Origin of the sequence: Psychrobacillus sp. PGGUH221, from assembly GCF_042055255.1 — a bacterium.
GTDB lineage: Bacteria > Bacillota > Bacilli > Bacillales_A > Planococcaceae > Psychrobacillus.
This window is the reverse complement of record NZ_JAQMHQ010000001.1, coordinates 1-24,305: the sequence shown is the minus strand read 5'-3', so window position 1 is coordinate 24,305 and position 24,305 is coordinate 1. Positions and strand designations below refer to the sequence as shown.

Annotated in this window: 26 protein-coding genes and 1 rRNA gene; 18 read left to right on the top strand and 9 right to left on the bottom strand. The window is 35.8% G+C overall.

Annotation, left to right across the window (positions count from 1 at the left end; genetic code table 11):
• Window positions 1-20 precede the first annotated feature (20 nt).
• Complete coding sequence (gene hprK, locus PGC35_RS00135) at window positions 21-950, top strand: HPr(Ser) kinase/phosphatase (RefSeq protein ID WP_056827340.1); 930 nt, start codon at window positions 21-23, stop codon at window positions 948-950.
• A 203-nt stretch (window positions 951-1,153) separates the two neighbouring features.
• On the top strand, window positions 1,154-1,630 hold the full coding sequence (gene psiE / locus PGC35_RS00130) for a phosphate-starvation-inducible protein PsiE (protein ID WP_056827339.1): 477 nt from the start codon (window positions 1,154-1,156) through the stop codon (window positions 1,628-1,630).
• An 81-nt stretch (window positions 1,631-1,711) separates the two neighbouring features.
• On the opposite strand, the gene PGC35_RS00125 is transcribed toward psiE, so the two are convergent.
• From PGC35_RS00125 to PGC35_RS00105, 5 genes are all read right to left on the bottom strand, one after another.
• A complete protein-coding gene (locus PGC35_RS00125; RefSeq protein ID WP_375217758.1) occupies window positions 1,712-3,055 on the bottom strand; it encodes a TldD/PmbA family protein in 1,344 nt (447 codons plus the stop codon).
• A 4-nt stretch (window positions 3,056-3,059) separates the two neighbouring features.
• Window positions 3,060-4,448 carry a TldD/PmbA family protein gene (locus PGC35_RS00120; protein ID WP_375217757.1) on the bottom strand — a complete coding sequence of 463 codons (1,389 nt, stop codon included), beginning with the start codon at window positions 4,446-4,448 and terminating at the stop codon, window positions 3,060-3,062.
• A 551-nt stretch (window positions 4,449-4,999) separates the two neighbouring features.
• A complete protein-coding gene (locus tag PGC35_RS00115) occupies window positions 5,000-5,371 on the bottom strand; it encodes an SET domain-containing protein (RefSeq protein ID WP_375217756.1) in 372 nt (123 codons plus the stop codon).
• A gap of 55 nt (window positions 5,372-5,426) precedes the next feature.
• Complete coding sequence (locus PGC35_RS00110) at window positions 5,427-6,509, bottom strand: CotH kinase family protein (RefSeq protein ID WP_375217755.1); 1,083 nt, start codon at window positions 6,507-6,509, stop codon at window positions 5,427-5,429.
• A gap of 219 nt (window positions 6,510-6,728) precedes the next feature.
• Window positions 6,729-7,235, bottom strand: a complete 507-nt coding sequence (locus tag PGC35_RS00105; protein ID WP_375217754.1) for a hypothetical protein — start codon at window positions 7,233-7,235, stop codon at window positions 6,729-6,731.
• A gap of 656 nt (window positions 7,236-7,891) precedes the next feature.
• Here PGC35_RS00105 and PGC35_RS00100 point away from each other — a divergent pair.
• The 3 genes from PGC35_RS00100 to PGC35_RS00090 all read left to right on the top strand — a co-directional run bounded on the left by PGC35_RS00100 (window position 7,892) and on the right by PGC35_RS00090 (window position 11,020).
• Window positions 7,892-9,154 carry an ammonium transporter gene (locus PGC35_RS00100; protein ID WP_375217753.1) on the top strand — a complete coding sequence of 421 codons (1,263 nt, stop codon included), beginning with the start codon at window positions 7,892-7,894 and terminating at the stop codon, window positions 9,152-9,154.
• 67 nt (window positions 9,155-9,221) lie between these two features.
• The gene (locus PGC35_RS00095; protein ID WP_375217752.1) at window positions 9,222-10,181 is read left to right on the top strand and encodes a DUF294 nucleotidyltransferase-like domain-containing protein; all 960 of its coding nucleotides are present in this window, start codon (window positions 9,222-9,224) and stop codon (window positions 10,179-10,181) included.
• A 116-nt stretch (window positions 10,182-10,297) separates the two neighbouring features.
• A complete protein-coding gene (locus PGC35_RS00090) occupies window positions 10,298-11,020 on the top strand; it encodes an exonuclease domain-containing protein (RefSeq protein ID WP_375217751.1) in 723 nt (240 codons plus the stop codon).
• Window positions 11,021-11,093: 73 nt separating this feature from the next.
• On the opposite strand, the gene rraA is transcribed toward PGC35_RS00090, so the two are convergent.
• Window positions 11,094-11,576 carry a ribonuclease E activity regulator RraA gene (gene rraA / locus PGC35_RS00085; RefSeq protein WP_375217750.1) on the bottom strand — a complete coding sequence of 161 codons (483 nt, stop codon included), beginning with the start codon at window positions 11,574-11,576 and terminating at the stop codon, window positions 11,094-11,096.
• Window positions 11,577-11,745: 169 nt separating this feature from the next.
• A complete protein-coding gene (locus PGC35_RS00080) occupies window positions 11,746-12,639 on the bottom strand; it encodes a YgaP family membrane protein (protein WP_375217749.1) in 894 nt (297 codons plus the stop codon).
• A 477-nt stretch (window positions 12,640-13,116) separates the two neighbouring features.
• On the opposite strand from PGC35_RS00080, the gene PGC35_RS00075 reads away from it, so the two are divergent.
• Together PGC35_RS00075 and PGC35_RS00070 are read left to right on the top strand one after the other, a co-directional pair.
• Window positions 13,117-13,977, top strand: coding sequence for an alpha/beta fold hydrolase (locus PGC35_RS00075; RefSeq protein WP_375217748.1), 861 nt, complete (start codon window positions 13,117-13,119; stop codon window positions 13,975-13,977).
• A gap of 25 nt (window positions 13,978-14,002) precedes the next feature.
• Window positions 14,003-14,938 carry a Gfo/Idh/MocA family protein gene (locus PGC35_RS00070; protein ID WP_375217747.1) on the top strand — a complete coding sequence of 312 codons (936 nt, stop codon included), beginning with the start codon at window positions 14,003-14,005 and terminating at the stop codon, window positions 14,936-14,938.
• A gap of 88 nt (window positions 14,939-15,026) precedes the next feature.
• Here PGC35_RS00070 and PGC35_RS00065 read toward each other — a convergent pair whose 3' ends face one another.
• Window positions 15,027-15,329: a YciI family protein gene (locus PGC35_RS00065; protein WP_375217746.1), complete on the bottom strand. Its 303-nt coding sequence runs from the start codon at window positions 15,327-15,329 to the stop codon at window positions 15,027-15,029.
• A 256-nt stretch (window positions 15,330-15,585) separates the two neighbouring features.
• On the opposite strand from PGC35_RS00065, the gene PGC35_RS00060 reads away from it, so the two are divergent.
• Both PGC35_RS00060 and PGC35_RS00055 read left to right on the top strand, forming a co-directional pair.
• Window positions 15,586-16,488, top strand: coding sequence for a LysR family transcriptional regulator (locus PGC35_RS00060; protein WP_053590049.1), 903 nt, complete (start codon window positions 15,586-15,588; stop codon window positions 16,486-16,488).
• 78 nt (window positions 16,489-16,566) lie between these two features.
• Window positions 16,567-17,403, top strand: coding sequence for a YitT family protein (locus PGC35_RS00055; RefSeq protein ID WP_053590048.1), 837 nt, complete (start codon window positions 16,567-16,569; stop codon window positions 17,401-17,403).
• Window positions 17,404-17,532: 129 nt separating this feature from the next.
• Here the strand turns inward: PGC35_RS00055 and PGC35_RS00050 are convergent, their stop codons facing one another.
• Window positions 17,533-17,757 (bottom strand): hypothetical protein, encoded by a 225-nt coding sequence (locus PGC35_RS00050; RefSeq protein WP_375217745.1) that lies wholly within the window; start codon window positions 17,755-17,757, stop codon window positions 17,533-17,535.
• Window positions 17,758-18,127: 370 nt separating this feature from the next.
• On the opposite strand from PGC35_RS00050, the gene PGC35_RS00045 reads away from it, so the two are divergent.
• The 9 genes from PGC35_RS00045 to PGC35_RS00005 form a co-directional block, all read left to right on the top strand.
• Window positions 18,128-19,858 carry a T7SS effector LXG polymorphic toxin gene (locus tag PGC35_RS00045; RefSeq protein WP_375217744.1) on the top strand — a complete coding sequence of 577 codons (1,731 nt, stop codon included), beginning with the start codon at window positions 18,128-18,130 and terminating at the stop codon, window positions 19,856-19,858.
• Window positions 19,859-20,347 (top strand): immunity protein YezG family protein, encoded by a 489-nt coding sequence (locus tag PGC35_RS00040; RefSeq protein ID WP_375217743.1) that lies wholly within the window; start codon window positions 19,859-19,861, stop codon window positions 20,345-20,347.
• A 144-nt stretch (window positions 20,348-20,491) separates the two neighbouring features.
• On the top strand, window positions 20,492-21,037 hold the full coding sequence (locus PGC35_RS00035) for a hypothetical protein (RefSeq protein ID WP_375217742.1): 546 nt from the start codon (window positions 20,492-20,494) through the stop codon (window positions 21,035-21,037).
• Between the two features lie 79 nt (window positions 21,038-21,116).
• Window positions 21,117-21,191 carry a hypothetical protein gene (locus PGC35_RS00030; RefSeq protein ID WP_375218261.1) on the top strand — a complete coding sequence of 25 codons (75 nt, stop codon included), beginning with the start codon at window positions 21,117-21,119 and terminating at the stop codon, window positions 21,189-21,191.
• Between the two features lie 14 nt (window positions 21,192-21,205).
• Entirely contained in the window at window positions 21,206-21,649 is a 444-nt protein-coding gene (locus tag PGC35_RS00025; protein ID WP_375217741.1) for an SMI1/KNR4 family protein, read from the top strand.
• Between the two features lie 528 nt (window positions 21,650-22,177).
• The gene (locus PGC35_RS00020) at window positions 22,178-22,432 is read left to right on the top strand and encodes a hypothetical protein (protein WP_375217740.1); all 255 of its coding nucleotides are present in this window, start codon (window positions 22,178-22,180) and stop codon (window positions 22,430-22,432) included.
• 125 nt (window positions 22,433-22,557) lie between these two features.
• On the top strand, window positions 22,558-22,929 hold the full coding sequence (locus PGC35_RS00015) for an immunity 22 family protein (RefSeq protein WP_375217739.1): 372 nt from the start codon (window positions 22,558-22,560) through the stop codon (window positions 22,927-22,929).
• Between the two features lie 35 nt (window positions 22,930-22,964).
• Window positions 22,965-23,204, top strand: a complete 240-nt coding sequence (locus tag PGC35_RS00010) for a DUF4274 domain-containing protein (protein ID WP_375218260.1) — start codon at window positions 22,965-22,967, stop codon at window positions 23,202-23,204.
• Window positions 23,205-23,956: 752 nt separating this feature from the next.
• Window positions 23,957-24,305, top strand: a 16S ribosomal RNA gene (locus PGC35_RS00005); the annotation flags it as partial.

The window sequence follows — 24,305 nt, the reverse complement described above, 5'->3', positions numbered from 1 at the left end:
AGAAGGCGAGTGTTATAACTATGAAAACAATGACAGTAAAAGATATTGTCCACAGGTTTTCGTTTGAGGTGTTAAGTGGACATGGTCACTTAAACCGCGTATTAAAGCAATCTAAAGTGCGACGTCCTGGTCTTGAATTTATGGATAAATTTGATTTTATAGCGACAGATCATGTACAAATATTGGGGAAAAATGAAATAAACTATTTACATACTCTTTCTGAAAACGAATCAAAGCTACGCATAGGGAATATTGTACGTTATGATCCACCATGTATCGTTATAACATCCAATCAAGAGGAGCCACCTGGTTTAATCTCCTATTGTGTGGAGGAGAAAATTCCTGTATTACGCACTGCTGACTCTACAAGTGAAGTCAGTGAGAAAATTGATGCTTTTGTCATTAAATCGATGGCACCCGAAATAGCTATCCATGGTGTATGTGTCAACGTTTCGGGAATGGGTATTTTACTACGTGGTAAATCAGGGGTCGGAAAGAGCGAAACTGCCCATACGTTGATTGGTAGAGGTCATCGTCTAGTAGCAGACGATATTGTCGTATTGAAAAAGTTAAGTCCTCAAACCCTATTAGGATCACATAATGAAAAGAACAAGGAATTTTTGGCGTTACGCAGTATCGGATTACTAAATGTTGTTCGTCTTTATGGAAGAAAGGCGTTTCAAGAAGAAACAAGGATTGCACTTGATATTGAATTAACAAAGTGGGAGCATAATGCGCTGAATAATGAGTTAGAGCTGGAGACGAAGTTTATTGATTACATGGGGGTTCAAATCCCGCATATTCAAATTCAGCTACAGCCTGGACGTGATGTTGCTGGTTTAATTGAAGCAGCAGCAAATAACTGGTATTTAAAACAACAAGGGTATAGTGCTGCAGAAGAGTTTGTAAAACGACTCGAGAAAGATTTTGATGAACCAAAGTCAAATTAATTTAAAACCATTCTTATCTCCACTTTTACCTGGTGGGGGAGGAATGGTTTTATTAATTTAACACCTCGTTTACAATATATTTGTATAATAAAAGGGTCTTCTTTTTGAATTTTCACATAAATAATTCTAGACATGTAAGAAAACCTAACATATACTTATTAATCATATCATTCGATGTGAAGAAAAATGAATGGGGGAATTGAATGTCTAAGAAAAGAGTAGGGCTATCAGATGTACTAGAGGTTATACCTAAAGTGTTGCAAATTTTTTTGAATTTCTGTTTAGTGCTTTTGGCGCTAATATTATCATTCCTCCTCATCAAAGAGCTCACTATCTTTGTAAAGATGTTGATGGTGGAAGGGAGCAATGACTACAAGCAATTCCTCGCAAATATCCTCATTTTCTTTTTGTATTTTGAATTTATAACAATGATTGTAAAATATTTTAAAGAAGACTACCATTTTCCGCTACGTTATTTTTTGTATGTTGGAATTACCGCTATGATTCGACTCATTATTGTAGAGCATGACCACCCTATAGACACATTACTGTATTCATTAGTTATTTTAATATTAATAATCGGATATTTTATTATGAATGTTACTCCTTTAGAAAGACCGAATCGTCACTGGTTTTTTAAGAATACGGAGGAAATAAAAAGAGGCACCCTCCCTAGTTGAGGATGCCTCATTCTGTTAAAAAACGCTTGAATTCTTCGTTTCTGTAAATCGTTGGATTGTTGATAATTTCTTATACTTTATTTAATCCACCGTAACAGAAAGCTCTTTTACATGTAATGAAGGTGAACCATATCCGCCTGGAAGGAAGTGGAGGTCGGTTCCAATTTCTTCTATCCCCTTTATTAAATCAAAGAAATTACCTGCAATAGTCATTTGTTTGACAGCAGATGATATTTTTCCATCTTTAATATGAAAACCAGTTGCTGCTACGGAGAAATCTCCTGAAATTACATTTGTCCCTGAGTGAAGCCCTGACAAACCTGTTATCAAAACACCTTCTGCAAGGGAAGATATAAGGTCTTCCTTTGCTCTTTCTCCGGGTGCAATATACATGTTCAAAGGGGCAACGGTCAGGGTGCTTTTGTAAGATGGTTTATGAGCATGCCCGGTTGTTTCGCTTCCTTCCATTTTAGCGGTTTTACGGTTATGCAGAAGAGTCTCGAGTATTCCATTTGAAACAATGGTGCGTCTTTTGGTCGCCACTCCTTCTCCATCAAAATTTGAGCCTGCTACTGCTTCTGGATGGAAAGGGTCATCAAGTAATGTGAATAAATCGTTTGCGACCTTTTGTCCAACTTTGCCTTTTAAAAGTGATTGGTCCTTTTGCGTGTTTTCTGCCGAGAAAATCGGTGAATATGTGGCAAGTAGTGACCCTGCTGCATCGTTTCGCAAAATAATTGGGTATTTACCTGCAGGAATTGATTTCTCGCCAAGATTAGATAGAGCTTCCTCAGCTACCATTTTTGCGATGTCATCAGCATTCAAAGCGTGGAAATCTCGAGTCATTTTAATGTAACTACCTGTCTTCATTTCTTCACCATCTTTTGCAACAGCAGAAATGAAAATGATGAGTCCGTTCTTTTTTTCGTTCAATGAGAGGCCTTTACTGTTTGTTAACAATCTCTCTCCAGAAAAGTCTTGCAAAATACAATAGTTTAACGTGATGATTCTAGGATCGTATGCCAATACTTTCTTTTCAATTGATTTGATAAAATCAATTTTGTCAGGAATTTGGACTAATGCTAGCTCTTCACTATAGAAATTATGGCCAGCATATTCATTACTACCTTCAAAAATATCTGTACCATCATTATCGTCCAGTACTTCGGCATTTTCTTTCGCTCTTTCTATTAAAAATAGAATAGAGTTTTCATCCACTTTTTCTGTATACGCGTACCCCATTTTCCCGTTATATAGACCTCGTAGACCAAATCCTGCGTCTTCCGAAGTTTCATAGCTATCAATTTCTCCCTCAAAAATCATGCATTGGAAGGATTCAGATCGTTCATAATATACTTCAGCTTCGGTGAAACCAACGTTTTTTGCTTTATTAAGAAGTTCTTCTTGAAATTCAGTAATATTCATTTTTCTAAACTCCCTTCGTACCACCAACTGTTATTTCACTGACACGTATCATTGGCTGCCCGACATTAACAGGAAGGCTTCCGCTTGTTGCACCGCACATTCCTGCACCATGGGCAAGATTATTTCCAACACGATCTACAAGCTGTAATGTTTTAGCGCCATTACCAATGAGTGTTGCACCTCGAACCGGACGATCTATTTTCCCGTTTTTCACAAGGTACGCCTCCATAACTGCGAAATTATAATCACCTGTTGCAGGATTTACTTGACCTCCACCCATGTATTTTGTGTAAAGTCCATACTCAGTGGTAGCTATAATTTCCTCAGGTGTTGAAGTACCAGGTGCAATATACGTATTAGTCATTCTAGAAGTTGGATTGAAACGATAAGATTCACGACGAGAAGAACCAGTTGCTTCTGATTTCATACGGCGTGCATTAAACTTGTCAATTAAATAGCCCTTTAATATACCATTTTCAATCAATACATTTTTGCGTGTTTTTTCACCTTCATCATCTATATTGAGAGATCCCCATTCGTTTGGTAGGGTACCATCATCTATATAAGTCACGATATCTGGTGCAACCTTCTCGCCTATACGGTTAGCAAAAACTGAATTATTCTTTGCTACAGAAGTCGCTTCCAATCCGTGTCCACATGCTTCATGGAAGATAACCCCTCCAAACTCATTGTCAATAATTACCGGAAATTTACCACTTGGACATTCATCCGCTCCAAGCATAGTTACAGCGATTCGTGCAGCTTCACCTGCATAATGTTCAAGATTAAGATTTTCGATAAATTCAAACCCTGCATGCGCACCTGGCCCATAAAAGCCGGTCTGCATTTCTACTCCGTCAGTAGCAGTAGCCTGAATAGATAGTCTACTGTGAACTCGGGTATCTTCAACAAATTTACCTTCCGAATTTGCAATCAGTACATTTTGTTCCTCATCGAAATAGCGAAGACCAACTTGTTGAATGCGTTCATCATAATTTCTAGCGATTTCATTTGCTTTCCGAATGATTGCGACCTTCCTTGCATGTTCAACCGTTTGTGGCATTTGTGCAATTTGGTGAATCGGATTATACAGCTCTCTTTGTAGCGGGTGAATAATTCCGTGGGATCCCCCTTTTATGGCATGTGCTGCACGCTTTGCAGCTAATAGCAAACCTTCTTCCGTAAAGTCAGTCGTATAGGTATAGATACTTTGAAAACCTGAAAATATTCGGATACCTACTCCAAAATCACGACCGGAAATACTTTTCTCTATCTTTCCACTTTGCATTTCCATTCTGTTCACATACTTATCTTCAATGAAAACTTCCGAAAAATCACCGCCCGTCGATAGAGCAGCTTCCAATACATTTTCTATAACTGATTGTTTTATCAATTTTCTATCCCCCTTCTACTTTGGATTATAGCGTATGATTTTTGTAAATACACTTATAAATTTGATAATTTAGTATTTTTTGTGATTTCTGATAAAAAAATAGTAAATCATTGCGAGCACAATTAATGTATGAAACGTAGCCGAGAATATTCTTATTTTCATTATTTCTTTTAATGTTTGATCATTGACGCTTGGGGTGTGTATATAACGATCAACTTATCGAGTTATTTAGTGGTTATGTATCCTGTCCAAAACCTCCTGTAGTAGTGGCGAAATAAATGAAGAGAGTGGGATTCCCACTCTCTTACATCAGTAATTATTATTCATCAAGTAATTAAATTTTTTTCAAAATAAATCAAGAGAAGGGGATAGCTTTAATTTATTAAATATATCTTTCTTTTCATTCTAAGTCGCTTTGGGGCAGGCAAAAAAAACTCATTTTACTTATAACGGAGATTCCGCTTCATAAGTAAATGAGTTATTACGGGCTAATGTTAAATTATGAATTAATAGAAATAATGTTTATGGATAGTTTGTGAGCAGAATGTATATCACTCAATTACTTCAAACCAAAGTTTTGATTTATCTTCGGGGTCCCCATTGTAATTAATGGTTAATTCTTCCCCGTTATTAATATCATCTATGGCATAAAAGTCAATGGATAGACTTTTTTTATTATTAACAAATCTTACATTAGGAGTATAGGAATGATTAAAAAGTGCTCCATATCCAAGTGCGATTGCAGTACGTTTACCCCAATGGAAGCAGTAATTTAAAAGTATGGTTTTCTTCATATATTTCCATTCTTTTCTAGGTGAAACTATAACAGGTGATACCTCGATAAGTTCATCCTTTTTAATGTCACGTGTAGCAAATAATCCTTTTCCATACTTCCCCGTTTCTTTAATACAAAAGGGTCCCACTGTGAAAACTCCTTTCTGTAATATTAAAAGTGTATCAAAACTATATAAATATTATTTATTTAAGATTCTTTAATTGCTCTTTTAAATAATTATTTCGGTCACGAATAAATTGAAAAATGATTTTTGGCTCATTATCAAAAATCTCAATCTTATTATTTTTATAAGGATCTAGAAGGAGGTTGGGACGGACTAATTGATGTAAATCTAGTACTTTATTTTCCATGTACTTAACCGTAAACTTAGTTTCCAAGATTTCTTCTAATACTTCTTTATAAAGCCTTCGAAATTCCGGTAATTGGATGAGAAGATATAATAGATGATTTCCTTTTTTGCCTTCAATAGGAACGTAAGTATGCTCCATGATTCCACCGCTGACTTTTCGACCCCAAGTCGCATCATAATCCCAAGGGAGTATTTCGAACATACGTGTCTCACTATTGCGATAAAGGGCGTAATTGTGAGTAAAACCGTCGTTGTTCATTGTGCAAATTGCCCCGACCAACCAGTGCAAGTATTTGTCCATATTAATATACTGGGAGACTTCCCCGAGAAATTTAGATTGTGGCGTCGTATTTACGATGGTAATCAAATCATGAAGAAAGTCATCGTCTGATGGATCTCCTGACGCTTGTATATAGCCGTCTAAAAGCGATTCCTTTGGCTTCTCGTCTCTCGTAAAGGAAAAATTCGCATCATTGTTGATGGCATAATAAATGGGACCAGCTGGTAACCCTCTTTTTTTCAAAAATAGATCATCTACGGATTCCAATTGAAGATATACCCCTTTAAAAGTTCCGTTTCTGTAAAAGTTTATATGCTGACTTTCTGGAGAAAGAACACCAAGGTCTTGAAAGAAGTCGAGCGATAGTTTATTTCGAATAAGAGACGGATCTCTGTATTCTGCATTAAGATGTATTTTACGAGCTCCAAAAAACATTTCAGAATCGAAATCAATCACATAGGATCGTTTTCGAAACTTTCGTGTATAAGCACCGCGATAGGCAATGTTTATATCATAAACGGTTTTATCAACCTTCAACTTGCTGGTAACAGAGTCATCATTTCTTAGATTCTTTCTTAAACGGTTTAGGTCTTCTTCTTTAATCTTTAAGAAATAAGAAGGAATTAGATTTGACATGTAATCACCTCCTGCTATTTAATGGCTAGTAAAATGCTATGCTATGGCTGGAGCTGACTACTAACATAGCCTTAGTACTTTTCTTTTTACGAGGGCTATGTTAGTAGTCAGTAAAATGAATAGAATTTAGCATTAATCAACTACTTAGGATTAAAAGCTTCCCTTAACCTAATGGAAATTGATTAAAGGAAGGCTTCTAACTTTTTCTTTTAAATGGGTTTATAGTAAATGTGGTTTATGAAGAAGAGCTACTTTAAGACGAGCTACCAGTAGACGAACTACTACTATTTCCTTTTTTGCCAAGTGAGCTACTACTTGAAGAACTTCTTGAAGACGAGCTGCGGGTAGATGAACTTCCAGTAGACGAGCTACCAGTAGACGAACTACTGCTATTTCCTTTTTTACCACGTGAGCTACTACTAGAAGAGCTACTTGAAGACGAGCTGCGAGTAGATGAACTTCCAGTAGACGAGCTACCAGTAGACGAACTACTACTATTTCCTTTTTTGCCATGTGAGCTACTACTAGAAGAGCTACTTGAAGACGAGCTGCGAGTAGATGAACTTCCAGTAGACGAGCTACCAGTAGACGAACTACTACTATTTCCTTTTTTGCCATGTGAGCTACTACTTGAAGAATGATTTGAAGAGCGACTAGAAGAGCTACTTGAAGAGTGACTTGAAGATGTAGAACCAGTAGACGAGCTTCCAGAAGATGAACTACCACTATTTCCTTTTTTTCCTCCCATAACAGGCACCTCCTTAATAACAGATTTAGATTATAATACGCAACGTATTTATTGTTGAAGGGACAAATGCCTTAATCAGGGATAAGGCATTTCGTTGTTATTTAGTGACATAATTATTTCCCCTCCAAGAATGACTATCCTAATGGCTTAATGCTTCGACTTGGATGTAGTCCTTTTATAGAAAATTATTGAAAGGGATTACTCTTCCTTATTCCTTGTGTACAGCCATAAAGCGACAATGGCTGTTATATCACAATCGTTATAATGCCTTCTGGACGAACTCTTAGACATTATAGAGGATCGACAATCGCATCTCCCGATTAGTTGTTCTCACTTGCAAGTCCACGGATCGACCAACCCATCCACAACCTAAAACAAACAAAGAAAAGAGAATGATATGAAGTAAGCTTCAATATTTTTCGTTTTTTATCCCTCCTTTAAAATCCTTAGTAAAGTTAAGTGGACTAGTAACTCTTTCGTATGTCACTTTTATTGACATAAAATAAAATAAATTCTGATAATGGTATTGACTTAAAGAAAAATACAAGTAAAATAATTATTATATAAACAATGTTATGTTTCCTAACACAAATATGTTATATAACATAACATTATAAAAAGGGGGAGAAATTTAATGGAAGAAGTCATGTTTTTGATGAACAGTTTATGGACGATGGTTGCTGCAATTTTAGTTATTTTTATGGTTGGAGGATTTATCCTTCTGGAAGCTGGATCTACACGGATGAAAAATGCGGGTCACGTTGCGGGGAAAACCATTTTCACATTTGGTTTAGCTTCATTAGTGTTTTGGGCACTAGGTTACGGTTTTATTTTTGGGGGTAATGCAAATTTCTTTGTTGGAATGTCAGACTTTTTCTACGATGGGAGTCTTATCGAAGATGCTGGTCTTGCCACAACTGTATTTTTTGTATTCCAACTAGCTTTTGCAGGCATTGCTGTGACAATTGCTCTTGGGGGATTTGCTGAGCGTGCAAAATTTTCAGCTTATGTGATCTTTACCATTCTTTTCGGAATTATCGTATATCCTATTATTGCTCACTGGGTATGGGGTGGTGGCTGGTTAGCGGAGCACGGTAAGCAAGATTTTGCGGGTTCCACTGTAGTTCATTTAACTGGGGCAATGGCAGCGTTAGCTGCAACAATGTTGCTTAAACCGAGAATCGGCAAATTCAACAAAGACGGATCAGCTAATAATCTTGCAGGTCATAACCAAGTTTATACGACATTAGGAGTATTAATCCTTTGGGTTGGTTGGTTTGGATTCAACGCAGGAAGTACAGTATCAGTAGATGGAGCATTCTTTGGGTTTGTTGCTTTAAATACTACACTTGCTGCTGGTGCAGGCGCAGTTGCTGCAACGTTAATCTCTTGGGTCGTATTAGGAAAATCAGATATTACAACTATATTAAATGGTGCATTAGCAGGCTTAGTTGCCATTACAGCTTCCTGTGCATTTGTAGATGTTTGGGCATCTGTTATTATTGGTTTTATAGCTGGAGTACTTGTATTCTACAGCGCTAGATTCTTTGAAAAGAGAAAAATTGATGATCCAATTTATGCGCTATCAGTACATGGAGCGGCGGGTGTGTGGGGTACTTTGTCAACAGGATTCTTTGCCACACCAGAGCTTGCAAGTGTTGGTAAACCAGGATTATTTTATGGTGGTGGATTGGAACAATTAGGGGTCCAATTAATGGGGGTTGTCGCTTGTGGTCTATTTGCTTTCATAGTTTCCTATGCTATCTTATTTATAATGAAAAAAGTAATGGGTGGCATTCGTGTTTCTGAAGAAGAAGAAATCATGGGCTTAGATATGAGCGAACACGGTAATTATGGGTATCCAGAACAAATGATTTTAGAGGAATCGAAATCATAAAATAATTATAACTCAACAATAAAAAGCCTCTGTAACAGGGGCTTTTTGCATAAAAGGAAGTGTTATTGTGGAAACGTATGAATCTATTAGAGAATGGAAGGATGAAAATATTACTACCTTTCTAGATGATACTGTTTCTCTCAATGATTTTCATGATCTTGTGATGCACAAAGTAATGGGAATAGCCAAATGCAAAATGAAAAGTGAGAATCCTCCATGCGACTTTACATGGTTTATAACAGGGAGTGGCGGACGATTTGAACAGGGCGTTATAAGTGATCAGGATCATGGTATCGTTTATGCAATATCGAATGAAGAAAATGATGAGTACTTTAAAAAGCTTGGTGAAGAACTATCATATGGACTTAATATTACTGGTTATCCGTATTGTCAAGGGAATATTATGAGCTCTAATCCAATCTGGTGCAAGTCATTTCAAGGCTGGCATACACAACTTCGGGAATGGATGGAAAATGAAAGCTGGGAGAATATTAGGTATTTACAAATTTTTTTTGATGCAAGAGTATTACACGGTAAACTCGGCTATATCCATCGATTAAAATACTTCATTTATCAATATCAATTGCAAAGCCCGAATCTCTTCCATCGTTTTATCGCTAATGTTATGCATGTAAAAAATGTCATAGGACCATTTGGGCAAATTTTAGTGGAGCAACATGGTGTTTATCAAGGATGTGTGAATTTGAAGTATGCAGCCTTTTTACCTTATGTTAACTCTGTTCGATTACTCTCTATTAAAGAGGGGATTTATGAAAATTCTACATTAACCCGAATGAACACATTGATCCGCCAAAGTGGTTATGAAAAACTTCTGCATAATTGTGAAAAAAATTTTGCAGACTTATTAAACTATCGTTTGTCTTTATTTCGAGCTGAAACTTATACAGATACGCATTATTTAAATATAGAAAAATTATCTAAAGAAGAGCGTAAAGGAATAAAGAGAATAATAAAGGATGGTAAAAGGCTTCATGATGAAGTGATAGCTTTCACTTTATCCAAATAATGATTCATGTTAACTGTTACAGAGGAAGTAACGAATTTTGAATAGTAATAGTATGGTGGCATGAATTTGTACACAAATACGCTAAGGTGTTTTTGATTAGAAAAAGGGTGTTAGAGATGGCATTTGAACCATTTATGCAAATTTTACGTGGGCTTCAAGGAAAGCGGACGAACATCGGTATTGGGGATATACGAAATACCCAACAAATGGCCTTTTTACGACATTTGCAGAAAGAAATGAATCAAGAAGATGCTTTAAATATACCCTTACATGAGTTAAATGTCGTCGTGTTTGATATAGAAACAACTGGCTTTTCTCCAGAAAAAGGAGATGGCATACTTTCCATTGGTGCAACGAAAATGTATGGCACGACCATTCTCGAAGAAGATAATTTTTATTCTTTAGTCCGTTATGAAAAGGAAATACCAGAGCATATTGTGCAATTAACTGGCATTACCAATGAACAAGTATTAGAAGCGAAGCCATTAGCAGATGTTTTTATAAAATTTCTTGAATATAAACAAGACTGCACATTAGTTGCTCATCACGCTACTCATGAAAGGAACTTCTTGCAATCTGCAAGTTCTCTATTGTTTCGCACACCTTTCAAACATCGAATTGTAGATACATCTTTTCTCTTTAAAATAATTGAACCTAAAATGAATATGACGACGTTAGAAGATTTATGTAGTCATAACAACATTCCTGTAGTAAGTCGTCATCACGCATTAGGTGATGCGAAAATGACCGCAAAACTATGGAGCATTTACTTAGAAAAAGCGCAATTAATTGGATGTGAAACATTGCATGATGTTTATAATCGGTTTGCAAGAATGTGAAACTTGAAAGACCTGCATGAAATGTTCATGCAGGTCTTATTTGATAATTTTTATTAATAGTTGATTTTTTTTATTAATCTACTAATTTTCGTTTAGAAATGATGACACCATCCTCGTCGGCGTATACAAAGTAACCTGGATTCCATTCGACTCCTAAAAATTGAACAGCTACGTCTTGTTCACCTTTTCCTGCTTTTTGACTTTTTAATGGGTTGCTTCCTAATGCAAAAATGCCAATTTCCAATTTGGATAGTTCTGAAGTATCTCGTGCACAACCATTTATAATGACTCCAGCTAATCCTCTTTCTTGAGCGATTTCACCAAGACGATCTCCTAATAAAGCACATCTGCGAGATCCTCCGCCGTCTACTACTAAAACATTTCCTGATGGTATAGTTTCGAGAGATTGCTTTACTAAGACATTGTCTTCAAATACTTTGACAGTACTAATAGGTCCTGAAAAACTTTTCTTTTTACCGTATGATATAAAATCTGAACCGATTACTTGAATCTCATTTGAAAAATCATCACATAAATCAGTCGTTTTAAAGTTCATTATTCCGCCTCCTAGTAAAAATAAAAGATTACAAGTATTACATATTTATCATTATAGTATTGAAGTGTCAAAAAATTAAGTTTTTTTGTTTCCTATTATCTTGTTTATTACACTTTTTATACATACTAAAAACCTGTCTCCACAATATGTGTGGTGACAGGTTTTATAATTATTGCAAAATATTTGATGAAGTTGTACTTTTGTCAGTTGAATTTGAAGCATTTATGACCGATGAAGCTGCAATATCTTTATTGGCTGCACCGTCTAAAAGAGGTTTTGTTGCATTCGTTTTTTGGTTGTTGTTCCCATTCGAGGATGTAGCTTGCTTGTTATTACTATTAGTTGATTTGGCAGAAGCATTTTTCTGTACATTAGATGTCCCATTTGTTGCATTACCGTTCGTCTTTGATGCTCCACCTGTAGCAGATGCTTGTTTCTTAACATTATTCGTTCCAGCAGGATTTTGTGATCCAGTCATACTAGCCGCGCTATTCATCATTTGACCAACTTGTGGTGCAACGGTTTGAGCAATGTTACCAATAGTTTGAGCAGCAGTTCCACTTGTCATTTGTTGGGCAGCATTTCCGATTGTCTGAGCAATGTTGCCACTCTGGCCATTTTGTTGATTACCACTACTCATGTTTTGAGTTCCTGCCTTATTATTTTGAGCAGCATTTCCGCCAGTTAATTTTTGTGCAATATTTCCGATCATTTGCATGATGTTTCCGCTTGCTTGAGTAGTATTTCCACTTGTAGAACTTTGCAAAGATTGAGTTCCGCTAGTAGCGCCGGCCCCAGCTAATGTACTTAGAGAAGCATTTTTGTTCATCATTTTTTGTATCATGTTACTATTCAACATGGTTGAACCCATTGCTTTTGACGGGCAATATTTAGTTGCACCTTCCGCAGCTGTCATTGCACCAAACATGATGAGCATTTGACCGCTTCTGCTTTTAGGATTTCGCATTAGTTGTGCAGTACCGTATGCGGTCATCACTGATCCCATCATGAAACGAGTAAATGCACTTTTTGAACCGATGTTTTGTTGTGGTTTATTGGTCATTTGTTTGGAATTCCTCCTATCTGAATTATCAAAAATGAGCTTTAGTAATACGGTAGATATGCTACTATTGGATTAAAGATAACTACAACAAGTGAATGCATCATATTAATTCTTGTGAAATGGAATATATAGATTTTGGTTCCGTATCATTTATGCAAGAAATGAAAGAAGTTCAAAAATCTAATGTAAACATGTGATTGATTAATTTTTTATAACTTATTTGAGCCACATGTTTATTCCAATTCAACATTAGAATCCCCAATCGTTTGCTGATTATTCGTTTTAACAAGTTGCGATTACGATTCTAAAAAAACTATTAGGGAAGGTAATGAAATCAGAATAAAAATGTCAAACAATATACAAATTTTTTAGACAGTATTTCCTCCTGATTAATTTCTAATGCTTTTTAACAATAGGAGAATGTCTGTTGTATGAAATAGGGGATAGAAGGGCGAGAAAGATTAGGGGTGAGCTAATTTGCGAAATTACAATCTAACAAAGAGTGGGTGCACTGTTAATTACTTTGAATTTGGTAATAAAAACAATTTAACGATTATATGTTTCCACGGGCTTGTAGGCAATGGCTTCTATAGTTTTTCAGATATAGCATTTCTCTTAGAAAAAGATTTTCATCTTATCATCTTTGATAGTCCAGGTCATGGGAAAACATCCTCATTCGATAAAGAAAGTGATTATTTGTTTTCTGCATTAGCAAGATGGTATCGGCAAGTAATTCAACAAATCTTACCAAAACCTTTCTATATAATGGGGCATTCATGGGGAGCAGATTTAGCCCTCCATTTTACAAAGCATAATCCTTCTGATGTATTAGGGACTATTCTGTTGGATGGAGGCTTCACCTTTCCGCAAAACCAACTTGAAATGGAATTTGACTATGCGATTGCTAGATGGAATGATTATATGGATCGTTCTGTGTTTACTGATTTAGAGAGTATCTTTGAAGAGTATAATACATATACGAAAAAATGGGATGAAAACAAAGAGAGGTATGTCGCATCTCTATTCAAAAAGAAAGATGTACGATTTGAGCTAGTCGCTTCTAAATTCACTGTCTTATCCATTATAAAAGCATTTTTTGAAGAACCTTTTGTGGAAGTTTATCCTTTTATTAAGGTTCCACTCCTGTTAATTCATGCTACTAATCCTGAAAATTTGGATGATGCAAGAGCAATTGGGATTTCGCGATTAAAGGATCATATAGATGATCTAACTGTGATACCAATGGAAGGTGCAGGGCATATGCTCCAGTGGGATGAACCGAATCGAACAACAAATGAAGTGAAGAAATGGATAAAGGAAAAAAGTGAAAATAAATAAGTAAAGGAAGAAAGGGAGTAATTTTATGAAAACTACATTTGCGTTAATTGGGACAGGAATCGTTGGGGAGCGTATTATTAATCAGATTTTGGCTCATCCTAATTGCGAAATTGTTTCCATTTTCGATGAGAACAAGATAAGACTAAAGGAAATATCAACAAAATACAAACTTCCGATGGCTGAATCGTTAAACGAGCTTTTACAAACAAAACCAAATTGGGTATATATCGGGACACCACCGGTAAGTCATGCTCCACTAGCTGAGCTAATAGCTGAGCAAGGTTTAAATATTCTCTCTGAAAAACCTCTTGCTCATGATACGGACGATGGATGCAAAATGGTAAAAGCATCAGAGGAAGCAAATATTAAGACATCGATGCATTTTCCGTTAATGTATAGTCCTGCTATACAAAGTCTTAAAAAAGAGATTACGTCAGCTTCTCTTGGTGATATTGTTAAGATAGAGCTGCATACATATTTTCCGCATTGGCCAAGGAAATGGCAACAAAATCCTTGGATTGCTTCAAGAGAACAAGGAGGCTTCATAAGAGAAATATTTCCACATTACTTACAACTTATGTATCATCTTTTCGGTAATTTTACGATTTCCTCCCACTATACAACCTACCCAGAAAATGAGGATCTATGTGAAACAGGTGTGTCTGCAATTGCTAAGACAGAAAGTGGGATACCGATTGTTTTAAATAGCCTGTCAGGAATTGGACAGGAAGAACTTCTAGAATTTAAGGTTATGGGAACAAAAAAAGTAATGACAATCCGAAATTGGTCAGAACTCTGGGTAAGTGAAAAGGACCAAGAAGCTGTTCAAGTTGTACCTGACAATCAGCCACAGAGTCTTCTGGACGCATGTCATGGCTTGTTAAACGGTAGGGAGTCCCTAGTTGTTTCGTTTGAGGAAGGTTTGAAAGTACAAAGATGGATTGATGAATTGTTGAAATGACGTTGGAATTAATTATAAAACAAAGAGAGCTCTCCGGTAATAAAAAGGAGGGCTCTTTCTCGTTAATATGCCGATTTATTCATTGTTTTTACTTTTTATATAAAGCAACTCGGTAAGGAAATAGTTGTGCTTCCATTATTCCTTCTTTGACAGCGGGGTCGTTATGCATAAGTTCAATTGCTTCTTCCTCTGTGTCAACTTCTAAAATAACAATTCCAATTGGGTCTAAGTTCAAAGTTCTACCAGCTAACAGGAGCCTGCCTTCCTCTTGTAGATTTTGTAGCACCTCAAAATGCTGTTGGACGATTGAATTTTCTTTTTCAGTCCAATTTGCTTGATCTAATAAGGAAGGAATAAGTTTAAGTTGATACAAAAACTGTAATTTTTCCATTGTGGTTCTCCTTAATAAAGTATTTAAAGGCTATTGTAGCAAAAACTTATCTTTAATAGTTTAATTTCAAAAAATTTTTAATTCGTATTAAATATCTTAACATTAACCCTAAAATTTTGAATGATTTTAATTAAATTAATTCATTTCATTAATTTAGATTCGAATATTATACTATTCGTTGGGAGTAAAAAATATCGTCTTTCCGATCTGATTCCTATACAATATGAAGAATATTATTCGTATAGGGGGAATAACTATGGAGCTTCGTAACCTAAAAACCTTTTTAGTTGTCGCGGAGTGTGGTGGATTTACGCGCGCTGGTGAACAATTGGGTTATACACAATCCACGGTTACTAATCATATTAGGGCACTGGAGGAAGCTGTTGGGAATCGTCTCTTTGACCGGCTAGGAAAAACTGTTGTTTTGACGGATGCTGGGACACATCTAGCGTCGTATGCAAAGGAAATATTACAGCTTTATCAGGAAGCAATCGATTCTTCACGCTTAAATATGGAGCCTTCTGGTACCGTCTTGATTGGTGCAAATGAATCGTTAATGGTATACAGATTGCCAACAATACTGTACGAGTTTAAGAGAACTTACCCAAATGTCCATCTTATTTTGCAACCATCCGAAAGCCAGGAACTTAACAATGAATTGAAATCCGGAAAGTTTGATTTAGCATTATTTACAAATCCTGAAAAATTAGGTCCAGATATTGTCACAAGCGATTTAGTTAAAGAGACTTTGGTGATGATTGCTCCACCAGGTCACCGTTTATGTGACAAAGCAGTAATTACTCCAACCGAATTGGAGGGAGAAGTGTTACTTCTTACGGAGTCGGGCAGTTATCGAGATTTGCTTGAAAGATGGATCAAAGAAGAGGGAGTAAGCTGTTCGCGTATCACTTTTTGGAATATCGAGGCCATTAAGCAATCAGTCAAATGCGGATTAGGTCTATCCTATTTACCCTTGATGACTGTAAAAGATGAGCTGGAACGAGGCAGTCTGGTTGCGTTGCCTTGGGTGCACAATGAGGAATTTGTGACTACTCAACTTGCGTTTCATAAGGATAAGTGGGTGACGCCAGCAATGAAAATATTAATGGAAATAATTCAGAAACATGCAAAGAAATGGGAGCTGGAAGACCAACAGTAAACTACATAACGTGGCGTTTGGCCGAATCGCGGCTAAACGCCCTATTTTTTGCCGGGTTCAATTTGTAGGAGGAATTAAATGACACAGAAAAGTATCAAGGAAATATTATTAATTGTTATAGGGTCTCTATTATTCGCAATCGGTATTAACTATTTCGCAATCCCATACCGATTATCCGAAGGAGGCATCATCGGGGTCACGGTGATTACTCATTATTTATTTGATTGGTCACCTGGTATCGTGAACCTTCTGATCAATGCAATTCTTTTAGCAGTAGGTTATAAGTTTTTCGATAAAAAAACAATGATTTATACAGTACTCGGGATTATTTTTTCATCATTTTTTCTGTTCATAACGGAAGACGTTGGCCATCAGTTGAATGGAGATACATTGCTTGCCGCTTTATTCTCAGGAGTGTTTGTAGGTCTGGGTCTCGGCATGATGTTTAGGGCAGGTGGAACCTCAGGAGGATCTGCTATTCTAGCACGTTTAGCCAATCAATATTTAGGCTGGAGTCTGGGGAAGGGTGTCCTCGTAATTGATATTATTGTTATTGCGGGTTCGGTATTCATTATCGGTCAAGAAAAAGCGATGTATACCCTTGTAGCGGTGTTCTTAGGATCTAAAGTAATCGATTATGTAATTGAAGGGCTGAATAACCGGACAGCAGTAACGATCATTTCAGAGCACTCAGAAGCGATTCGTCAATTTATCTTAGATAATATGACACGCGGCGTGACGATTTTGGAAGGTCGTGGGGGTTATAGCCAGAACCAAAAAGATGTTCTCTATATTGTCATCAACCAACAGGAATTAGTCCAATTGAAACAGACCGTCAGCAATGTTGACGATCAGGCATTTGTTGTCGTCCATGAAGTTCGTGACGTATTAGGTAGTAGTTTTAGCACTAGCTAATATTCAAGATTACTTAATCTTAAATAATTTATCATGGTAATTTCGAAACTTAATAATGTTTGTAGCCCTCAGTGATTAAGCACGTGAGGGCTTTTCCGATTAATGAGTGGATACGTTTTTCAATGTGAGTTATCTCTTTTTATTTTTCCCAAGATCTTTCAGAGCATTTTTGTTTTTGTCCACTACTTTTTCAAACTCTACTTGTACATGAATAATGTTTTCTTCCATCTCCTGAACACCAGTAACTTTTCCTTTACGTCCCTTAATTCTAATATCTTCATCAATAGAAGGTATTTTTCTTAAAGCTTGATTTAATACAATAGAATTATTTTCATAAAAAAATACAGCAAACATCTACTTGTCCCCTTTGCACTTTAAAAGTTAGAATCTATTTATTTTATGATTCTAATGAAAAAATAGAACAATAAGTAGAAGATAGGACTTAATTTAAAACTGTGTTCAATACTATCTATATAACCACTATTTTCCTTTGTTGGTAGTGTAAGAGTCATGGACTGTTTTTTACATTGTAATTCTTAGGAATTATTTTTGTAAAAATTATAACTTCTCTCTTTACCTCCTTCTTTAAAAATGGAATATTATAACTATTGATAGGTTAATAGAGGAGGAGAAGAATGTTCACCTGTGGGGTATTATTGTATAATAAAGAGTATTGGTATTATTCGAAAGTGGCTATTTCTAAACTCTCTGTGAGGAATTGCCTATGAAAGTATTGGACGTAGATTTATTTCAAGAAGGGCTACAACGCAATATTTCTATGTTAGACAGGTTACGCAGTGAAATAGAAGTGATTCACCGTGCAGTGAAAGGATTAGTTCAGTTGGAGGATCAATTAAAAGGAGAAGGTGGAGATGCCATTCGCTCCTTTTATGAGGAATGTCATTTGCCATTTCTTCAATATTTCCAATTTTTTTCCGAGCATTTCAAACAAGTGCTTCACCAGATGGAGGCAGCTCTTTACTCACTTGAACCTGATTCGGCAGGCTACATAGTAGAACAATTCCTAGAAGGTGAACTGGAACAGGGACTTACACTGATCGGCCAGCTGACAGCTAATTTGACGGACGAGACAAACAGCATCATGGATCAGGTGAGAGACATTGTTGGACTGCCTCACCTAGATGATAGTGGAGTACAGGAGGGAGTTATTAATTCAAAGAGGAAGCGTGATGACACGGTCGCGCGGCTTCACGAATTTGATGCAACCCAAACGACCGCACTAAGTCCAATTGAACAGGGCATTCAGACAATGGAAACTTGGCTTTCGGATTTAGAGGGCTTGTATAAGGACGGACTAACAGATATACATTTTCAAACAAATCTGTGGGCATCCTTGTCATCTTACAACTTTTTAAAGACAGACTTGTCGCAACGTACAACCACACTAGCTGACCTATCCACCATGACAGATAGAAAAAATCATTTGAAGACGATGCTTCAATTATTTTTAGCTGGAGCAAGTCCTATCCGGTTTGGTTATGGAGGACTAATTAAACCAAGCACTCTGTTGGGTCATAACATATTAGCGTTTTCAAGTATAACAGCACCAATTATACTAAGTAATAAGGAAAGTATGTCGGAACTGGAGATGATCTATGCAGAGTTGTCTAAGCAACCTCAGCTAAGCAATTACCATTCTGATAATCCGATTGATCCGATTACAGGCGATTATATGGTCACTTTCGAAGGTAAAAGAAAAGTTATGGGCGGAAATGGATCAGGAACACCAGATGGTTTAGCGCCATTTACAATGGCCTCCTATGACTTCTTTTTAGGAGACATTGCAACCATCGTGGGACCTGAAGCGACAGTAAACGAGCGGATAGAAGCTGCTGCCTTTACTTTCGTCAAACCTTTAAAAGTCGCGGATACTGGCCATGATTTATTGAAAGCTGGGGAAAATGCTAAGGATGCTCGTAAGGGTACGGGTGAAGGTAGTAAGATTGTTAATAATGTTATTAAAGATGATAGTCATTTTTTAGATGAACTTAAATTAAAGCCGAATGTAAAATATGAAACAAATGGATATCGATATCAAACAGACGATTTAGGAAGAATTGAGAGGGCTTCAGGAGAATTAGCGTTGGAGAAGGGTGTACGTGATACCAAACATCAGTTAGCTGCTGGAGGAGAGGATAGGGTTAAAGCTCCTAGTACTAAAGGGGATCATGGAGGACATTTAATCGGTACTCAATTTAATGGTTCTCCTCTAATTGATAATATAGTTGCAATGAATGGGAATGTTAATGTAAGTGCTTATAAAAAACTTGAATATTCTTGGGCAAAAGCTTTGAAAGAAGGTCAACAAGTGTCGGTAGATGTAAAACCAATATATGAAGGTCAGTCTTTACGACCAAGTAGATTTGAAATAAAGTATAAAATTGATGGTAAAAAATCTGTGGAAGTCTTGGAAAACATATATGGAGGTAAATAAATGAATAAAGAAAAAATGGAGCAACTATATCAAAAAATAGGACAACACTTAAATTTTATTATTCCTGAATCTTGGGATAAAGTATTATTATATTCCGAAGTAACAGAGTGGAGTAATCGAACTTATTTCTACTACTATCCTCATAAAAAAGAAACACCTATTTATAGTTTAGATATTGAAGATATGGATAATATTAATGAGGACGAATTTAATAGGCAATTACACCAATTATATGAATATCTAAGAGAATTATGGTTTGAATTTAAAAATCAAAAACAAGAACAATGGACTAATTTAACATTTGAATTAACTTCAAATGGAAAATTTAATATTGACTATAATTATAGAAATTTAGAAAATGATGACAGTTATGAGCAACAAGTAATTTGGGAATATGAAAAATTAGGCATCATCCCAAACGAGAATAGACAACGAGATTTCAAGATAATTGAAGAGTATAAAAAAAATATTAACAATAATACTAACTAAACATACCTACGTTAATAAAAATATAATGATATTTAAACCTTGATTGGCTATATGCTTTTCAAGGTTTTTTGTTAAAGGCATTTATGATTAAAATAAGCAATATTACAATCAATATTAAGCAGACATTAGAGATTGATATCAATTATGGTCACTTTCGAAGGCAAAAGAAAAGTTATGGGCGGAAGTGGATCAGGAACACCAGATGGTTTAGCGCTATTTACAATGGCCTCCTATGACTTCTTTTTAGGAGACATTGCAACCATCGTGGGACCTGAAGCGACAGTAAACGAACGGATAGAAGCAGCTGCCTTTACTTTCGTCAAACCTTTAAAAGTCGCGGATACTGGCCATGATTTATTGAAAGCTGGGGAAAATGCTAAGGATGCTGGTAAGGGTATGGGTAAGGATACTCTAGAAGTAAAATTTACAAAGGAACAGCTTGCTACTACACCACTATACTCGCCTATTACAGAGAAATGGATAAAAAAAGGTGGGACTGTGAAAATAGATGAAGATAGAACTTGGGTATATACAAATAAGAAGGGACTGACTGTAAGGTATCCTGATGGTTATCCAGATTTCACTGAATACGCTCATCCAACTGTTAAGCCGGTAGAAATTGAAATTGCAAGTCCAACGAATCGTGCTTTAGATTATAAGAACGCAAATATAAGGGGCGCGATTAAATAAAGATTCTGACCCACCAGTTGCTTCTTTAAATGAAGCGCCTGAAGGTTATACTTGGCATCATCATCAAAATGGAAAAACAATGATTCTTCTTGATAAAAAAATTCATAGAGAATTTACTCATGCAGGTGGAGTTAGCGTCATTAATGGAAAATAATTAGGAGGATATATATGGCGGAAATTTTTGGTTCACATGATAATCTTTCGTTAGAACAAATAGAAGAATTCGAAATTGAAAATAATGTTAAATTAACAGAACTATATAAGAGGTCTTTACTGAAATGGAATGGGGGAGTAGTACCTAATTTATTTATGATATCTGATGAGCAAGGACCAAGTGTTTTGAATGTTTTTTATGGTATTGAAGATATGTATGATAATTTGACAGATTTTATAGATATAATGGATGAAAGGTTACCATCAGGATTTATTCCAATTGGAGATGACCCATCAGGAAATGTTATATGTTTAGGGACCAAGGTTCCTTATTATGATAAGATTTATTTTTGGGATCATGAGCAAGAACCAGAAGATCCTGATGATATGAGTATGTATTTTTTAGCAAATGATATTGATGAATTCTTGGATAATTTATATGAGGACACTGAAGAATAAAAAGAAGTATTAGCAATGAATTACATTATACAGCTAACTATAAAGCACTTGATTGTCAAATAGACAACAAGTGTTTTTTGCGAGTAATTTATACTATGGACGACATAAAAAATGCTTGCGTGAAATTCATAACTTATGATGGTTGTACCATTAACGCATTATTTTTTAATATTTGGAAAGCATGAAAAGTACGATAAACCGTGCGAGAAAACATTTTACATGGCAGAGGGTCTTATGACAGGGCATTGGTAATAAACAAACGAGATCATACAAGCTCGTGGCGATAAACAATGGGTAAAATAAAAGGTATAATTATTATCATTCACAACTAAAAGGTTGGACCTTTATATGAAGCTTCAACTAGGTGCCATATTATCAGTTATGCTAAAAGAGCTCCACTACATAATTATAAAGGAAAATTAAACCCATTTTATCCAATGGATGAGACAACTAGAGGAGCGTTTCAAAAAGTAGATTCTATTAATTATTGGAAAATACGAGGAGAAGAAGCTTATGGAGGAAAATAATATGAGTATTTTGCCTGATGGACTAGATGTAGTTCTTGGAGAAGAAATATATAAAAGCGAAGATAGCAATCTAGTAAAGGATGCTTTAATAAGGCTAGGTGTAGACGCATCAGATACTTTCCAAGAATTTTATAACGAGTATGCAGGACCTTTTTGGGAAGAGTATGTACCCTTTGAATTACTAGATATACTTAAAAAATTGATTGGTAATAGGCCTTTCAAGGTTTTTTGTAAAGAAACATACAAGAATGGTTAAAGTGACGTTAAGATAAAACTACCACACTTACTACTCGAACTATATTTCCACAAGAGAATGGCAAACCTCGTATTGATAAAGGAGGGCGCATAAGTAAGTGTAGATTAAAGTAGGAGGATACGATAATGGAAAAACAAGGATGGGTTTCTATCTGGTTAGGTAATATCGAAGAAGACTCTACAGGAGAGAATTTAGATTTAATATATGATGAGGATGGCGAGTCTGTTCCTTCTAAATTTTTTATCGATTTTAATATTGATATGGATGAAACAGATGAGGATACTATAGAAAAAGCAGTCTATAAGAATAGTTGTAGTGATATTTCCACATTATTAGATGGGTGTTCGTATGAAGAAATTATCATCCCAAAAATTAAGAAAAATATAGATTTAAAAAAATCTTATAATGCAGTAATTCTAATGTATAACTTTAAGTATAACTATGAAATTATTTCAGCTGGTTCTTTTGATTTTATTACTGCTACAAATTATGAGTAAGAATACGCTTAATAAGAATGGAATAGCTTTAGTTGATGGATAGCGCAGAGATTACTTTTCTAGAAGAGATGCGTTATGGTACAGATAAAGACAATACAATAAGACGGTTAAGTACAATTGACAACCCTTTATTCCTCCAATTTTTTGCGGCAAATTATAATTGGAATAATAGGTTTAATGTTCCAAAAGCACTTCTTAATAATGAGCATTGTGATTTAGGAACGGGATTATTAATGTTTTATGATACTGGAAGTGATGAAATTTTTTGTTTATAATCAACTTGATGATAAAGGAGAACCTAAAGTAGTATCTTTTGTACCTGGAGTTAAGTTAGAGAGTCAATCATATGAAATAATTGCTAACGACTTTGGTGATTTCTTATTAGATTTAGTTAAGCAAGAAATATAGAATTAGCAAAAAAACTTGAATGGCTATTTTATCAAGGTTTCTTTTATTGTGAGAGTACTCAGTACCAACGGGATATACTATTTGCTAAATAACAAGTGCTTTTATCAATAACTTTTTTTCTTACTTGTTCTTTAATTGTTGATAAGAAATATTTTCAACATCATTAGAGTTTCTTCTATAATATAGATTTTAGTAAACGTAACCTTTAGCCATTTTGTAAAGCACATCAATTCCTAAACGTTTAGCTATATTCTGTTACTTTTTATTTTACTTAAGTATTAGTGATTGATGATGCAAGCATTTTCATTTAGAAAGTTCGAGAAAAAGACTTGCCATAAGTTTAAAAGGGTGGTATAGTAATCAAGTTGTCAATTTTATTACTGATTCACATCGAAAATAAAATAAAAAAGTTATTGACATAGATAACGAGATTTGGTATGATATTAAAGTCGCCAAAACGACAACGTAATAAATTTTAAACATGAACATTGAAAACTGAACATGCAAAACGTTAAGACATATAGCTTGATAGACTAGCTTCGGTTAGTCGGATAGCAAACAATTTTGACATCATTTAATGATGATGCCAGCAAAACAAAATGAGCTTTTTAAGTTCTCTATTATGGAGAGTTTGATCCTGGCTCAGGACGAACGCTGGCGGCGTGCCTAATACATGCAAGTCGAGCGGATGATGAAGAAGCTTGCTTCTTCTGATTTAGCGGCGGACGGGTGAGTAACACGTGGGCAACCTGCCCTGTAGATTGGGATAACTCCGGGAAACCGGGGCTAATACCGAATAATCCATTTCCTCACATGGGGGAATGTTAAAAGACGGCATCTCGCTGTCACTACAGGATGGGCCCGCGGCGCATTAGCTAGTTGGTGAGGTAACGGCTCACCAAGGCGACGATGCGTAGCCGACCTGAGAGGGTGATCGGCCACACTGGGACTGAGACACGGCCCAGACT